General features: G+C 68.6%; 14 protein-coding genes. 6 read left to right on the top strand and 8 right to left on the bottom strand.

All coding sequences use genetic code 11. The annotated features are described in order from the left end of the window. Window positions 1-18: 18 nt before the first annotated feature. The 4 genes from MOQ72_RS00625 (at window position 19) to MOQ72_RS00610 (ending at window position 2,936) form a co-directional block, all read left to right on the top strand. The gene (locus tag MOQ72_RS00625; RefSeq protein WP_242179773.1) at window positions 19-219 is read left to right on the top strand and encodes a ferredoxin; all 201 of its coding nucleotides are present in this window, start codon (window positions 19-21) and stop codon (window positions 217-219) included. Then, window positions 216-1,403 (top strand): NAD(P)/FAD-dependent oxidoreductase, encoded by a 1,188-nt coding sequence (locus MOQ72_RS00620; protein WP_242179772.1) that lies wholly within the window; start codon window positions 216-218, stop codon window positions 1,401-1,403. The genes MOQ72_RS00625 and MOQ72_RS00620 overlap by 4 nt, the downstream gene beginning before the upstream one ends. An 80-nt stretch (window positions 1,404-1,483) precedes the next feature. Next, window positions 1,484-2,713, top strand: a complete 1,230-nt coding sequence (locus MOQ72_RS00615) for a cytochrome P450 (protein ID WP_242179771.1) — start codon at window positions 1,484-1,486, stop codon at window positions 2,711-2,713. A 28-nt stretch (window positions 2,714-2,741) separates the two neighbouring features. Then, window positions 2,742-2,936, top strand: coding sequence for a ferredoxin (locus tag MOQ72_RS00610; protein ID WP_242179770.1), 195 nt, complete (start codon window positions 2,742-2,744; stop codon window positions 2,934-2,936). Window positions 2,937-3,202: 266 nt separating this feature from the next. On the opposite strand, the gene MOQ72_RS00605 is transcribed toward MOQ72_RS00610, so the two are convergent. Beyond that, a complete protein-coding gene (locus tag MOQ72_RS00605; protein WP_242179769.1) occupies window positions 3,203-4,630 on the bottom strand; it encodes a tetratricopeptide repeat protein in 1,428 nt (475 codons plus the stop codon). A 114-nt stretch (window positions 4,631-4,744) separates the two neighbouring features. Here MOQ72_RS00605 and MOQ72_RS00600 point away from each other — a divergent pair, with 114 nt between their 5' ends. Next, window positions 4,745-5,479 carry a YqjF family protein gene (locus tag MOQ72_RS00600; RefSeq protein ID WP_242179768.1) on the top strand — a complete coding sequence of 245 codons (735 nt, stop codon included), beginning with the start codon at window positions 4,745-4,747 and terminating at the stop codon, window positions 5,477-5,479. Between the two features lie 276 nt (window positions 5,480-5,755). Further along, the gene (locus MOQ72_RS00595) at window positions 5,756-6,250 is read left to right on the top strand and encodes an NADPH-dependent FMN reductase (protein ID WP_242179767.1); all 495 of its coding nucleotides are present in this window, start codon (window positions 5,756-5,758) and stop codon (window positions 6,248-6,250) included. 84 nt (window positions 6,251-6,334) lie between these two features. Here the strand turns inward: MOQ72_RS00595 and MOQ72_RS00590 are convergent, their stop codons facing one another. The 7 genes from MOQ72_RS00590 to MOQ72_RS00560 form a co-directional block, all read right to left on the bottom strand. Then, a complete protein-coding gene (locus MOQ72_RS00590; protein WP_242179766.1) occupies window positions 6,335-7,840 on the bottom strand; it encodes an MFS transporter in 1,506 nt (501 codons plus the stop codon). Between the two features lie 225 nt (window positions 7,841-8,065). After that, window positions 8,066-8,860: a GntR family transcriptional regulator gene (locus MOQ72_RS00585; RefSeq protein WP_242179765.1), complete on the bottom strand. Its 795-nt coding sequence runs from the start codon at window positions 8,858-8,860 to the stop codon at window positions 8,066-8,068. A gap of 240 nt (window positions 8,861-9,100) precedes the next feature. Beyond that, on the bottom strand, window positions 9,101-10,510 hold the full coding sequence (locus tag MOQ72_RS00580) for an amidase (protein WP_242179764.1): 1,410 nt from the start codon (window positions 10,508-10,510) through the stop codon (window positions 9,101-9,103). A 26-nt stretch (window positions 10,511-10,536) separates the two neighbouring features. Next, window positions 10,537-10,722, bottom strand: a complete 186-nt coding sequence (locus tag MOQ72_RS00575; protein ID WP_242179763.1) for a hypothetical protein — start codon at window positions 10,720-10,722, stop codon at window positions 10,537-10,539. Between the two features lie 79 nt (window positions 10,723-10,801). After that, entirely contained in the window at window positions 10,802-11,800 is a 999-nt protein-coding gene (locus MOQ72_RS00570; RefSeq protein ID WP_242179762.1) for an ABC transporter ATP-binding protein, read from the bottom strand. Window positions 11,801-11,823: 23 nt separating this feature from the next. Then, window positions 11,824-12,741 (bottom strand): ABC transporter permease, encoded by a 918-nt coding sequence (locus tag MOQ72_RS00565; RefSeq protein WP_242179761.1) that lies wholly within the window; start codon window positions 12,739-12,741, stop codon window positions 11,824-11,826. Between the two features lie 112 nt (window positions 12,742-12,853). Further along, window positions 12,854-13,798, bottom strand: a complete 945-nt coding sequence (locus tag MOQ72_RS00560; RefSeq protein ID WP_242179760.1) for an ABC transporter permease — start codon at window positions 13,796-13,798, stop codon at window positions 12,854-12,856. Between the last annotated feature and the right edge of the window lie 2 nt (window positions 13,799-13,800).

Below are 13,800 nucleotides of genomic sequence, written 5' to 3'. Positions count from 1 at the left end.
GGCAGAGGAGAACCGCTGATGAAGGTAAGCGTTGACGAGGACAAGTGCTGCGGCGCGGGCCAGTGCGTGCTGCTCGCCCCAGAGGTGTTCGACCAGCGCGAGGAAGACGGCATCGTGATCCTGCTCGATCCTGAGCCGCCCGAGCCGCTGCACACCACGGTCCGCGAAGCCGCGAGCATGTGCCCCGCCGCCGCGATCCAGTTGAGCGAGAAGGCATGACCGAACCAGCCAGCGTCCTGGTGGTTGGCGCCTCCGCAGCCGGACTGGCGACCCTGGAGTCCTTGCGGCGCAAGGGCTTCCGGGCAACGTTGACCTTGCTGGGCGACGAGCGGCACCTGCCCTACGATCGCCCGCCACTGTCCAAACAGGTGCTTTCCGGCTCGTGGGATCTCGACCGAGCACAGCTGCGACCGCAGACCCATCTGTCCACACTGGATGCCGAGATCGTCCTCGGTGACCCAGCAGTCGGTCTGGACGCCGCGACCCGCACCGTGCACACCGAATCCGGACGCGCCCTGCGCGCCGATGCTGTCGTCGTGGCCACGGGGCTGCGGCCGCGCATGCTTCCCGGCCAGGCCGAGTTGGCAGGTGTCCACGTGCTTCGCACGCTCGACGATGCCCTGGCACTGCGCGCAGATCTGCTGGCCGCATCGCGGGTCGTGGTGGTCGGAGACGGCGTACTCGGCGCCGAAGTCGCCGCCACCGCACGGGGATTGGGACTCGCGGTCACCCTGACCGGGCCCCAGCCAGCTCCGCTGGCGAGCCAGTTCGGCCCCTTGATCGCGGGACTGCTCGTTGAACTGCACGTCGAACACGGGGTCCACCTGCGGCTCGGTGCCCCGGTCAGCGGTCTGACCGGACGTCACGGGAGGGTGACCGGAGTTCGCCTGGACAACGGGGAGGTCCTGCCCGGCGACGTCGTCGTAGTGGCGCTCGGCGCCGATCCGGCAACGGACTGGCTGGCCGACAGCGGCCTTCAGGTCGACAACGGGCTGGTGTGCGATTCGCGCTGCCGGGCAGCGGAGGGGATCTACGCCGTCGGCGACGTGGCGCGCTGGCACCACGACCAGCTCGGCACCTCGCTGCGGCTGGAGAACCGGACCAACGCCACCGAGCAGGCCAACACCGTCGCGGCCAACATCCTCGGCGCGGACCAGCCCTACACCCCGGTGCCGTACTTCTGGACCGACCAGTTCGACGCCAAGATCCAGGCGTACGGGATGCCTGGCGCGGACGCCGAAGTATCCATTGTGGACGGCGGTGTGGCGGATCGACGCTTCGTCGTGCGCTACCGGCGGGCGGGCGCGGTCATCGGCGTGGTGGGCTGGAACATGCCGAAGCAGACCCGAATGCGGCGGCAGGAGGTCGTCGATGCGCTCGCCGACCTCGTAGCAGCCACCTGACCCAGTCGAAACTCGCCGTTCTGCAAGTGAAAGACGCGCGCACCCCGCGGCGCACGTCCTCCCGAAAGGAGAGGTACGCAATGCCCAGCACGTTGAGTCCAACCGGCGAGAACTCGTCCGAGATCCCGCAGTACCCGATGGTCAGGGCGACGGGGTGCCCGCTGGATCCACCTCCTGATCTGCAGGCCAAGCAGGAAGAAGGCCCGCTCACGAAGGTCCGGCTGTGGGACGGCAGCACGCCGTGGCTGGTGACCCGCTACGCCGACCAGCGGGCCCTGCTGGCCGACGCGCGGGTCAGCGCCGACATCACCCGCCCCGGCTATCCGAGCCCGGCTCCGATCGATCCCAACAGGTCGAGCATCGGCTTCATCCTGATGGACGATCCCGAACACGCGCGCCTGCGGCGGATGGTGACGGCACCGTTCTCCATCAAGCGGGTGGAGGGGCTGCGGCCCGCCGTGCAGAAGATCGTGGACGACCTGATCGACGGCATGCTGGCCGGGCCGAAACCGGTGGACCTGGTCGAGGCGTTCGCCCTGCCGGTGCCCTCGCTGGTGATCTGCCAACTGCTCGGCGTCCCCTACTCCGACCACGACTTCTTCCAGAGCAACAGCAAGATCATCATCAGGAGGGACGCGAAGCCCGAAGAGCGGACCGCCGCCTTCGGCGAGCTGTCGCGCTACCTGGACGACCTGATGGGCGAGAAGCTCCGCGACCCCGGTGACGACCTGCTGTCCGGGCTGACCGAGCGGGTCAAGGCCGGTGAGCTGTCCCGGCAGGAAGCGGCGGGAATGGGGGTGCTGCTGCTGATCGCGGGGCACGAGACCACCGCGAACATGATCGCGTTGGGCACGCTGGCCCTGCTGGAACACCCCGACCAGCTGGCCACGCTCCGCGACACCGACGATCCGAAGCTGATCTCCGGGGCGGTCGAGGAACTGCTGCGCTACCTGCACATCACGCACAACGGGCGGCGCCGGGTCGCGCTGGAGGACATCGAGATCGCCGGTCAGGTCGTCCGCGCTGGCGAAGGGCTGATCATGGCCAACGACATCGGCAACCGGGACCCCGATGCCTTCCCCGACCCCAACCGGCTGGACATCCACCGCGACGCCCGCCACCACGTGGCCTTCGGGTTCGGGGTGCACCAATGCCTCGGACAGCCGCTGGCCCGGATGGAGCTGCAGGTCGTCTACGGCACCCTCTACCGGCGCATCCCCACCCTGCGGCTGGCCGCCGACGTCGAGCAAATCCCGTTCAAGCACGACGGATCCGTCTACGGCGTCTACGAACTGCCCGTCACCTGGTGACCGGCCAAAACAACGACCAGGAGTTCCCATGAAGGTGACCGTCGACCAGGACAAGTGCGTGGCCTCCGGGCAGTGCGTCGTGGCTGCCGGGGAGGTGTTCGACCAGCGCGACGAGGACGGCATCGTGGTGCTGCTCAACGAAAACCCGTCCGCGGACCTGATCGCCGACGTCCAGCACGCCGCATCCGTCTGCCCAGCACTGGCCATCACGGTGGACGAATAGGAGGGTGCGCCGGTTGGTTTGCGTGGCGGTGCGGGTAGCGGAACCTCAGCGGTCTTCTCGACTCCGGGATCCCCGACTTACGTATGTCCACCGACTTATGCATGTCCAATACGCGGCGTCGGGGCTGTCCTCGCGGGGAGAACCCCAGAAGGGTGGGCACCGTGAACCCGCGGCGGTGCAAGCTGCGAGGTTGGGAAGAAGCGGCTCACGCCGCTTGCCTGACGACCACCTGCGGTCACCCCCAATCCGCGCGAGTTCTAACGGGATCACGGGGTGATCAGCGCAGCGAAGGCGGCGCCTATGTCGGGATCCGACGCGGCCACGTACACCTCGGATGGCGGGCCGACGTCGAGGTAGTTGTAGGTGGTGTACTCCAGCACTTCCGGACAGCTCGCGCCGCCGATCTCCACCCTGGTGTCGGCCACGAGCCGCCCGGTGCGCACCTCGTAGACGCGGACCGGAATCGCTGTCTTCCGGAACGTCACGTCGTCGTACCCGTCGAGCGCGAAGGTTGACTCGTACGGGCAGGTTTCGACCGGGGCTCCGTACTCGGTATCGCCAGCGCAGATCACCAGCACTGCATCGGCGGCGTCGGCCGCCTTCCAGTCGGCGGGGAGCCTGTTGGTGTACTCGTCGTTGCCGAACAGCATTGCGCGGTCCGGCCCGGCGACACCGTAGGGGGCGGCGCCGCTGTAGGGCGCCGGGTTGGCGCAATAGGCGGGTTGCTCACCCTCGGACGGAGGTTGCAGAAGGCCCCGCACGTTCGCCAACTCGATCGCCTGGGTGGCCCGCGTGACGCCCTCACCGGCCTTGGCGGCGAGCTCGTGGCCGGGGTACTGGTCGAGCAATTGCTGGTAGTGCGCACGTGCCTGCTGCCAGTCGTTGGCCGCCATGAGATCGTCGCCGCACCCGACGATCGCCGCGGGCGCGATCCGCTGGACGACGTCGACCGCCCGGTCCAGCACATCGGCGCTGGCTTGCCGCTGGCCGAGCCAGTCGATGATCGCATTGGTGTCGCAGGCGTCCTCGGCGGGCAGGCGGTCGAGGAAACCGTCCAGCGCGTTCTCGACCATCTTCTCGTGACCGGGCAGTTCAGCGAGCACTGTGGACAGACGGCTGAAACCGAGCTTCAGCGCCTCGATGTCGCCAGTGCGAGCGGTTTCGAGCTCACCCCTGGCCATCCCAAGCTGTTCGCACGCCTGGACCGTGTCGTCGCCACGGGCGGTCAGCGGCGCGTCGGCCAAGCGGTGGCCAACCCACATCCTGTCCAGGACCGCCAGTGCCTGCGAGCAGTCGCCGTTGCGGCGAGCCTCGGCAGCGACGCGCTCGATCCGCGCGGCGTCGAAGCGGAGGAGGCCGACGGACAGCAGCACGGGAAGCGTGATGGCGAGGGCGATCAATCGCTGCGTTGCCACCCCGCGCTGCCGGGTCAGCCGCCCACCTGCCAGGCACCAGCCGTGCACCACGACGGCCGCCCACCACAGGAGCACGACGACCTCGAACCACACCGACGGCACGACCCAGGCCAGCATGGCGACGAGCACGGCTGTGACCGATCCGGCGGCGATCGCGAGCCGCCGCCGACCCAGCATCAAGTACCCGGCGCCGAGCAGCGAGGCGTTCGCCAACGCGATGGCCAGCGGATCGCGGGGCTGGACCGCTGGCGCCGGTATGGGCCGCGTCCGCAGATCCATCGTCGTCCCCTCCTCGGGCAAACTGGCGGAGCCGTTTCCCATTGTCGGCACCGAAACCGGGAGGGGTCCCCGGAACGATCAACTCGCCCGGTCGAATCTCGTTGGAGCAGCAGGATGGCAGCCCTGGAACCAGTCACGCCTACACCCCAACGGCCGGTGCGCGGGCGGATGAGCACGCAATGGTGGCGGGACGTGACGTTCGTGCACTGGCCGGTCGAGCCATCGGTTGTTCGGCCGCTGATGCCCGGTGGCGTGCGGCCTGACGTGCTGGACGGGCAGACCTACGTCGGGCTCGTCGCTTTCCGCATGGACCGCGTCGGCGTCGCGGGAAGCCCAGGGCTGCCGTACCTGGGCCGCTTCGCGGAGACCAACGTGCGTCTGTACTCGGTGGACTCCTCCGGGCGCCGGGGCGTCGTTTTCCGATCCATGGACGCGAACCGGTTGCTCCCGGTGCTGGCGGCACGAGCCGGCATGGGCCTGCCCTACCTGTGGTCGCGCATGTCCGTCGTCTGCGACGGCGACCACTTCACCTACACTGCGCGCCGTCGGTGGCCCAGCGGAGGCGGCATCACCAGCAGCATGTCGGTGCGCGTCGGACCGCCGCTGCGCGACCCAACCGAGCTTGAGCACTTCCTCACCGCCCGGTGGGGACTGCATCGCGCACGCGGAGGCCGCACCAGCTATCTCCCCAACGCCCATCCGCGCTGGCGGTTGCACCGCGCCGAGCTCACCCACCTCGCCGATTCCTTCGTGTCGGCAGCCGGACTGCGCGTTACCGGGCCACCGGTCAGCGTGCTGTGGTCACCGGGCGTCCCGGCCCGCTTCGACTGGCCTCAGCACGCCGACTGATTCCGCCGCCGATCACTCGCCCAGTCCTGCGACCAAGTGCCGGGTTTCCGGCGCGGAACCCGATCTCCGCAGTTCAGCAGCGTGTCGACGGCGACCTGCATCGAAGGTGGTGTCCTGGTCTACCTTCGAGGGGCGCGCTGGCTTCGAGGCACAGCCTTCGATCCCCTGCGACCACGGGGCCGCGCGGCCATCCGCACCGACATCGTTGTGCAGGTTCCGGGCATTTCCGCGGTCAACGCCGCGGAACCCGCACAACACATCAGCCGAGGAGGAGCCGTGAAAACGACTGTCGTGGCCGGGAACCCGAAACCCGCGTCCCGCACCCTGGACGCGGGCCGGATGCTCGCCGAAGCGCTCATGTCGCGGCCGGTCGACAACGTGGTGGACGTCGTCGAGCTCGGACCCGGGCTGCTCGGATGGGGCGATGAAGCGGTGGCGGCGGCGGTTCGCACGGTGCAGGAATCCAACCTCGTCGTGTTCGCCAGCCCGACGTTCAAGGCGACCTACACCGGCATGCTCAAGCTGTTCCTGGACCAGTTCGCGGGCGGTACCGGGCTGCAAGGGGTGGTCGCGGTGCCGCTGATGCTCGGCGCTGGGCCCGCCCACGCGTTGGCTCCGGACGTACTGCTCAAACCGGTCCTCAGCGAGCTCGGTGCCACGTGCGCACTCCCCGGCCTCTACCTCATCGACGCCACCTACGCCGACGACCCGAAGCTGAGGGAATACGCCGACCGCTGGGCTCCCACCGCAGCCGCCCTGACAGGGCTCTGAGAACCCGCCAGCCACTGCGGCGCGCTACGAGTGGTGCGTCCCTCGCACCTCAACTCCGGAAATCCGAATGCCCAGCGGGAACAATTACTCGGCACGTGCGCTCGCGGCGGGCGTTGCTGGCTGGGTCCGCCACGAGCCGCCGCGCAGCAGCGAGAGGAGCAAAGCTACCAGGGCCGATGCCGCCAGCGTTGCCATCGCGACGACGAAACCCAGTCGCACCGCGGAAGCCCCTGCGGTCGCCGCGTACGAGGTGATTCCCGACGTTCCGAGCCAGGTGGTAACGATCAGCAACGTCACCACGGTTCCAGCCGCTTGCGCGCTGTTGTAGAGCATCGATCGGACGCCGTTGGCCACCGCGCGCTGGTTGCTGCTCACCCCGGCCATGATCGACGCCGTGTTCGGTGCGGTGAACAAGCCGATTCCGGCGCCGACGAAACCGAGCCAACACAGCAGCATTCCGACCGGCAGGTGCGCTGCCGCCATCTGGACCGCCAAGCCGACCAGACCGATCAGGACCAGCAGTGCGCCCAGGCTCGACAGCGAGCGTGCCGACCAGCGCATCGCCAGCCGCCCGCAGATCGGCGAGAACACCATCATCAGCAATGCCAGCGGCAGCACCACGATTCCCGCCACCGCAGCGCTGCGCTGTTCGACCATCTGCTGGTGCAGCCCGACGAGCACCACCACTCCGGCCCGGCAGAAGGAGTTGAAGAACGCGGCACCGTAAGCCTGGGCACGACCCGGCCTGCGGATCAGCTGGAGATCCAGCAGCGGCGCGGCTGTCCGGCGCTCGACCAGCACGAACAGCACCAACAGCAACGCGCCGAACACCATCGCGCCGAGCACCCGCGGATCGTCGGGCCCCCACACCCCGATCCGGTTGATGCCGTAGAGGACCGCGGCGAGCCCGAACGTCGAAAGCACCGCTCCCCCGACGTCGAAGCGCTCCCGCTTGCCCCGCGACCGCGGTCTGCGGGGCAGCAGCCGGGCGCCCAACACCACGGCCGCGACCCCGAACGGCACGTTGACCAGGAACAGCGCCCGCCAGTCGACGAACGTGATCATCAGTCCGCCGAGCGCCGGACCGATCGTGTTGGCCACCGCCGCCGCGGTGAGGTTGAGGCCCATCCCCTGCACCAGCCGCTCCGGCGGGAACACATCGGCCAGGATCGGGGTCGTGTTGGTGACCGTGGTGGCTGCCGCGATGCCTTGCAACACCCGCAGGACGATGAACACCGGGGCGTTCGGGGCGACCGCGCACAGCAGGCTGATCACGGTGAAACACGCGAGCCCGACGAGGTAGATGCTGCGCCTGCCGAGCAGGTCGGAGATCCGGCCGAAGACCAGGATGAACGCGGTGTTGCTGAGCATGAACGCCACCAGGAACCAGTCCGCGGTGGCTGCCGAGACCCCGAAGGACGCGGACATCGCGGGCAGCGCCACGTTCAGCGACGTGGCGTTCACCAGGACCAACATCAGTCCGAGCGTGGTAACGCCGAGGGCCTGCCGACAGCGTCGGCGCACCTCGCGATCGTCGAAGGATTGCCGGGAATCACCGTGCGTACTCGCGGTCTCTGCGGAGGTGGACACGCTGCGCGGACCTCTTTCGTTGTCGGCGATCGTTCGTGTCTCTAATTAACCTCTTTCATCCGGTTCGCCGCCAGTACTACGAGACGTACCGAACTCCGCGATTTGCCCGGCTCCTAGCCCGGTCCCCCAGGCCGGGGCGCATTCCACCCCCGGTTGTGGTGTCGAAACCCGCATCTGCCGGGTAGGACTTCATCAGCACGACCGCCGGTATCGCGGTGGGCACCATCAGTCGGAGTCGATCGTGGTGACCGACCGCAGCGACACCTTCGCACCGGCGAAGAACGTGTGATTGCACTCCCGCGGGTTCCCGTCTACGTCGACCATCAGCCGCTCCCGGAACAGCAGCGGCGAACCCGCTTCGACCCGCAACGCCCGACCGGTGCGCGCATCGCAGGTCAGGGATTCGACCGTGGTGTCGATCCGTCCCAGGGCACGTCCGTAGGTGCGGCGGAAGATGGCGAGCAGGCCGTCCGAGGCCGCGTCGGTGCCGAGTTGCCGGGCGCTGTTGCCCAGCGAGTAGTTGATGTAGATGCAGAAGGGCTCGCCGTCGCGCAGCGTCATCCATTCCGTCACCCACACCGTGGATTCGTTGGTGCGCAACCGGTTCCGCAACAGCGGGGTGATCGGGATGCGAGCCGTCTCGATCTCGATGTTCTGGTACTCGTGCGGATTGTCGACCGCAGCGCCGGTCGCGCTGCCGCGCTGCGCGGAGATGTCCTCCAGCGCCAGTTCGCGGATCATGCCGACCACCACGGTGCCGTAGCCGGGACGACGGGTGACCAGTCCCTCCTCGGCCAACAAGGACATCGCTTCGCGAGCGGCGTTGCGGCTGGTGGCGTAGTCGTCAACGAGTTGTCCTTCCACCAGCTGTCCCCGATGCGGCAGCAGGCCCAGCCTGATCCCCGATCGGATCAGACCGTGCAGCCGCAGCGAAGAACGCTGCCGAACGACGCCCGCCGACCGGGCGCGCTCACGCGCCTTCGCCATGTACTCGCGCTCGTCGATTGGTCCCGAGCTCACGACGCCGCCTCCGTTCGCGAGTCCGCCGCCAAATCGCCCGGCACGACACGGTATCGGCGGCGCAAGCCCCAGTTTCCGCCGCCACGTTGCCGCCGCCGACCACCGACGTAAATGCTCGATTTCGCACCCCCGCCCTCGGATTCACCCCTGCGGTGTGACGAGTGAAGGGCACGTTTGACCGGCACAGTCGGTCAAAGGTGCCCTTCACTTCGAATATATCGGGACTGCGAGGAGTCGTTGTCATGGTTGTGGCGACAGCACCTCGGGAACCTTGCGGTGCCAGTCGGTCAGCCGCTGGTAGGCGTCGGCGACCTTGAGCACTTCGCCTTCGGCGAACGGCTTGCCGATGATCTGCATCGACAACGGCAAGCCCGCGCCGCTGAACCCGCACGGCAACGCAGCCGCTGGCAATCCGATCAGGTTCCATGGTCCGGTGAAGTTCGCGCTGAACAGTTGCTTCTCCGGTGACATCTCGTCGATGCGTGGCGCCGGGGAAGGGCTGGATGGCGTGATCAGCACGTCGTATTCGCGCAACAGCTCGGCCACTGCTCGCCGGAAGAACGATCGGAACCGTTGCGCCTGCGGGTAGTCGCCCGCGTTGAGGAATGCGCCGCGCACCAGGGTCCGGCGGGTGTAGCGGCCGTAGTCGGTCCACCGGTTGACCAGGTTGTCGCGGTGGTAGGCGTATGCCTCCGCGATCAGCGTGATGTGGTTGGCGTCCTTGGCCTGTTTGGCATGGGGCACCACGATCTCGTCCACCTCGGCGCCCGCGCCCTTGAGCACCTCCACCGCGGCGAACACGCTGGTGCGGACCTCCTCGCTCACCTCGTCGGAGTCGTAGAAGTACGGGATCGGCATGCCGATCCGAAGACCTCGCACGTCGCCGGTCAGCATTTCGGCGTACTTCGGGACGTCGACCCGCGCCGCGCAGGGATCACCGGAGTCGTAGCCCGCCATCACCTCCAGCAGCACCGCGCAGTCGTGCGCGCTGCGCGCCATCGGTCCCACGCTGTCCAATGTGTAACCCAGCGGCGCGACGCCGTTCTTCGGTACCCGGCCGAAGGTCACCTTCAACCCGGTGTGCCCGTTGAACGCCGCCGGGCTGCGCACCGAGCCGCCGGTGTCGGTGCCCAGCCCGCCGAGCGCGAGCCCTGCCGCCACCGCGATCCCGGTGCCCGAACTCGACCCAGAGGCGCTGTGCTCCAGCTGCCACGGGTTGCGCGGAACCAGGAAACCCTTGTCCGGGTCGGGAAGTCCGATGGCGAACTCGCTCGTGGTGGACTTGCCGAGCACCACGGAGCCAGCCGCGCGCAACCGGGCGACCACCGGGGCGTCCGTCCCCTTGCCCCATTCCGGGTCGAGCACCCGCGAGTTGGCCGTGGTCGGCGCGTCGTGGGTGGCGATGATGTCCTTGACCGCCAGTGGAATTCCCTGCAACGGACCGCGATCCACCCCGGCCGCGAAGTCCTCGTCGGCCACCGCGGCGGCCTCCAGGGCCGTCTCGGGCGTGACGGCGACGAACGCGCCGAGGGTGTTGTTCAGCGCGGCGATCCGGTCCAGGAACCCGGACGTCAGCTGGGTTGCGGTCACCTCGCCAGCGCGCAGCGCGGCGGCGGCATCCTCGATCGTCAACGGCAGGTCCTGCGACATGGCTCCTCCGGATGTCCGTGCGGTGGTCATTCGACGACCGGATCGAACGACAATGCTGGCTCCTCGGTGTCGAGGTGCGGGAGGTAGAGGCCGTCGGCTTGGGCCCGCAGCACCGGGTAGCTGTCGGTGAACTTGTCGAACTCCTCGGCGGAGGCGGTGATACCGGCGGTGTCGAGCAGCACCGTCACCGTCGCCCTGATATCAGCAGCCACTTCACTCTCCTCGCGGGGTCGTGTGGACCGGGCTTGCGCCAGGTGAGCGACCACCCGCGCGAACCAAGCCACAACTTCCTCATTTCGCAGCGGGTTGACTCGACGGGTACAGGTGGCAGGCCACCAGGTGGCCGGGGGCGGCCTCGGCGAGCACCGGGGTGGTGGTCGCGCAAGTCGGCATCGCGAACGGGCAGCGGGTGCGGAACCGGCAGCCGCTGGGCGGATCCAGCGGGCTGGGCATCTCGCCGCTGGTCGGCTCCGGCGCCGTGGTCCGCTCGGTGACCTCCAGCGACGGGCTTGAGGCGAGCAGCACCTGGGTGTAGGGGTGCAGCGGTTGGTGGTAGAGGGCCTCGGCACCGCAAGTCTCCACGACCTGCCCGAGGTACATCACCGCCACGTGGTCGCTCATGTACTCGACCACGTTGAGGTCGTGGCTGATGAAGATGTAGGTCAGCTGGTAGCTCTCCTGCAGGTCCTGGAGCAGGTTCAGGATCTGCGCCTGGATCGATTTGTCCAATGCGGACACCGACTCGTCGAGCACGATAAGCTTCGGCCGCATCGCCAGCGCCCTGGCGATGTTGACGCGCTGGCGCTGGCCGCCGCTGAGCTGGTGCGGGTAGTAGGTGGCGTAGTTGCCGTGCAGGCCGACGTCCTCCAACGCCTGCGCCACCCGCTCGCGGACCTCCGCGTTGCCCACGCCCTGGACCTCCAGCGGGAATGCGATGGAGCCGCCGACCGAGGCGCGCGGGTTGAGCGCCGAGTACGGGTCCTGGAACACCATCTGCATCTGCTCGACCACCGCACGAGGCCGTTTCCCGGTGCGGGGCAACAACTTCCCGGCGAAGCGGATGTCCCCGGCATCGACCGGGTACAGGCCGAGCACCAGCCGGGCGAGGGTGGACTTCCCGCAGCCGGATTCGCCGACGATGCCGAGCGTGGAACTTGGCCGCACCACGAGGGACACCTCGTCCACCGCGTGCACGGTGGCCCGTTTCAGCCCGCGGCGGACGCCGAAGGTCTTGCTGACCTGGTCCACCTGGAGCAGCGGCTGCGCCGCAGTGTGCTGGGCGGCTGTCATGTGGTCTCCCCTGTTCTCGACGGTCAGCTGAGTCGGGTGTTCATGGCTTCGCGCAGCGCATCGCTGAAGGTGTTGAAGGCGACCGAAGTGACGAAGATGAAGATGCCCGGCAGGACGACGATCTCCGGCGCGAGGTAGATCGAGCCGCGCAGACCTTCGAGCATGTAGCCCCATTCCGGGGTCGGCGGCTGCGAGGCCAGACCGAGGAAGCTCAGGCTCGCCGCGATCACCATCGCCACCCCGACCAGACCGGAGGCGTAGACGATGATCTCGTTCAGCACGTTCGGCAGCAGTTGGGTGCGCACCAGCCTGAAGCGCCCGGCGCCGCTGAGCCGCGCCGCTTCCATGTACTCCTGCACCACGACCGCGCGGGTGGCCTGCTCGGCGACCCGCGCCACCGGCGGGATGAACACGATCGTGACCGCGACGATGGCGTTGCGCAGCCCCGGACCGAGTGCCGCGCTCACCGCGATGGCCAGCAGGATGGCGGGGAACGCGTAGATCATGTCCATCGCGCGCATCAGCACGGTGCCGACCACGCCCTGCGAGAAACCGGCCCAGGTGCCGATCAACGTGCCGATCAGCGTCGCCACCAGGGTGGGCGCGAAACCGGCCAGCAGGGACAGCCGCCCGCCGTGGAGCAGCCGGGCCACCATGTCGCGGCCCAACTCGTCGGTGCCGAGCGGATGGCCAGCGGACAACAGCGGTGCCAGCCGGTCCAGCGGCTCGCCCACCAACGGATCGTGCGGGGTCAGCAGCGGCGCGAACACCGCCGCGCCGACCAGCAGGACCAGCACGGCGAGCGAGCACAGGCCCACCCGGTTGCGCCGGAACCGCCGCCACGTCTCGGCCCAGTAGGTGCGCGCCTCGACGCCGACGTCCCCGGCGTACCAGGCCGCGCGCAACGCCTCGACGGTCTGAGGTGCGCTTGTCGTGGTCATCTACCGCTCCTAGGTTCCTGCGGGACACCCGCACCCAGTCGTCCTCGATGAGCCGGTGGGGAGTCTTGCCCATCAGTCCTGCACAAGGTCTTCCGAAGCACTTCCACGGCGCCTACCGGACTGCTCGGCGCAGGCGTGGATCGATCGCCGTCTGCAGGAGGTCGACGACGAGGTTCACGATCACGAAGGTGAGGGCGATGACGAGCGTCGCGCCCTGCACCACGACCAGGTCGCGGGTGCTCACCGCGTTGTAGACCAGCATTCCGATGCCCGGCCAGCTGAAGATCGTCTCGATCAGCACCGAGCCGCCGAGCAGGTAGCCGACCTGCAGTCCGGAGGTGGTCAGCACCGGCGAGATGGCGTTCTTCATCACGTGCCGGGCGATCCCGGCGCCGCCCAATCCCTTGGCCCGCAGCGTTTGCACGAAATCCGACGCCTCGGCCTCCACGATGCTGGACCTGGTGACCCTGGTGGTGATCGCCAGCGCGGTCAGGCTGCCCGCGATCAGCGGTAGCACGACGTGCGGGAAGAACGCGACGAAACCGACGTCCAAACCGGTCCCCGCGGCGGGGAACCACCGCAGCTTCGCCGCGAAGACCATCAGCATCACCACGGCGAGGAAGAACGACGGGATGCTCAACCCGGAGAGCGTGAAGACCGAGATGACCCGGTCGATCCAGGTGCCGCGCCGCCGTCCGGCGATGAAGCCGAGTGCCACCCCGCCCAGCAGTCCGGCCAGTGCCGAGCAGATGGCCAGCGCCGCGGTGTTGCCGACGGCCTGGGCGAGCAGATCGGCCACCGGGCGCTGCCGGTACGGCGAATACCCGAGGTCGCCGGAAAGCGCCCTGGTGAGCCAGTCCAGGTACCGCAGCGGCAGCGGCTCGTCCAGCCCCAACTGCTGCCGGACCTGCTCACGCGCGGCTGGCGTGGCGTTGTCGCCGAGGATCGCCGCGGCCGGATCTCCTGGCAGGACGTTGACCAGTAGGAACACCACCACCGTGACGCCCAGCAGCGTCGGGATCGCCAGCAGGGTGCGTCGGATCGCGGTACGAAGCATGC

The organism is Saccharopolyspora soli, from assembly GCF_022678645.1.
GTDB classification, from domain to species: Bacteria; Actinomycetota; Actinomycetes; order Mycobacteriales; family Pseudonocardiaceae; genus Saccharopolyspora; species Saccharopolyspora soli.
The sequence above is the reverse complement of the archived record's forward strand: the minus strand, read 5'-3'. Positions and strand labels throughout refer to the sequence as shown.

What these genes read in the sequence shown, in the direction of transcription:
- MOQ72_RS00580 (WP_242179764.1), bottom strand. Translation starts at nt 10,510, where the DNA reads ATGTCGCAGGACCTGCCGTTGACGATCGAGGATGCCGCCGCCGCGCTG.
- MOQ72_RS00620 (WP_242179772.1), top strand. Translation starts at nt 216, where the DNA reads ATGACCGAACCAGCCAGCGTCCTGGTGGTTGGCGCCTCCGCAGCCGGA.
- MOQ72_RS00570 (WP_242179762.1), bottom strand. Translation starts at nt 11,800, where the DNA reads ATGACAGCCGCCCAGCACACTGCGGCGCAGCCGCTGCTCCAGGTGGAC.
- MOQ72_RS00600 (WP_242179768.1), top strand. Translation starts at nt 4,745, where the DNA reads ATGGCAGCCCTGGAACCAGTCACGCCTACACCCCAACGGCCGGTGCGC.
- MOQ72_RS00625 (WP_242179773.1), top strand. Translation starts at nt 19, where the DNA reads ATGAAGGTAAGCGTTGACGAGGACAAGTGCTGCGGCGCGGGCCAGTGC.
- MOQ72_RS00610 (WP_242179770.1), top strand. Translation starts at nt 2,742, where the DNA reads ATGAAGGTGACCGTCGACCAGGACAAGTGCGTGGCCTCCGGGCAGTGC.
- MOQ72_RS00560 (WP_242179760.1), bottom strand. Translation starts at nt 13,798, where the DNA reads ATGCTTCGTACCGCGATCCGACGCACCCTGCTGGCGATCCCGACGCTG.
- MOQ72_RS00605 (WP_242179769.1), bottom strand. Translation starts at nt 4,630, where the DNA reads ATGGATCTGCGGACGCGGCCCATACCGGCGCCAGCGGTCCAGCCCCGC.
- MOQ72_RS00615 (WP_242179771.1), top strand. Translation starts at nt 1,484, where the DNA reads ATGCCCAGCACGTTGAGTCCAACCGGCGAGAACTCGTCCGAGATCCCG.
- MOQ72_RS00565 (WP_242179761.1), bottom strand. Translation starts at nt 12,741, where the DNA reads ATGACCACGACAAGCGCACCTCAGACCGTCGAGGCGTTGCGCGCGGCC.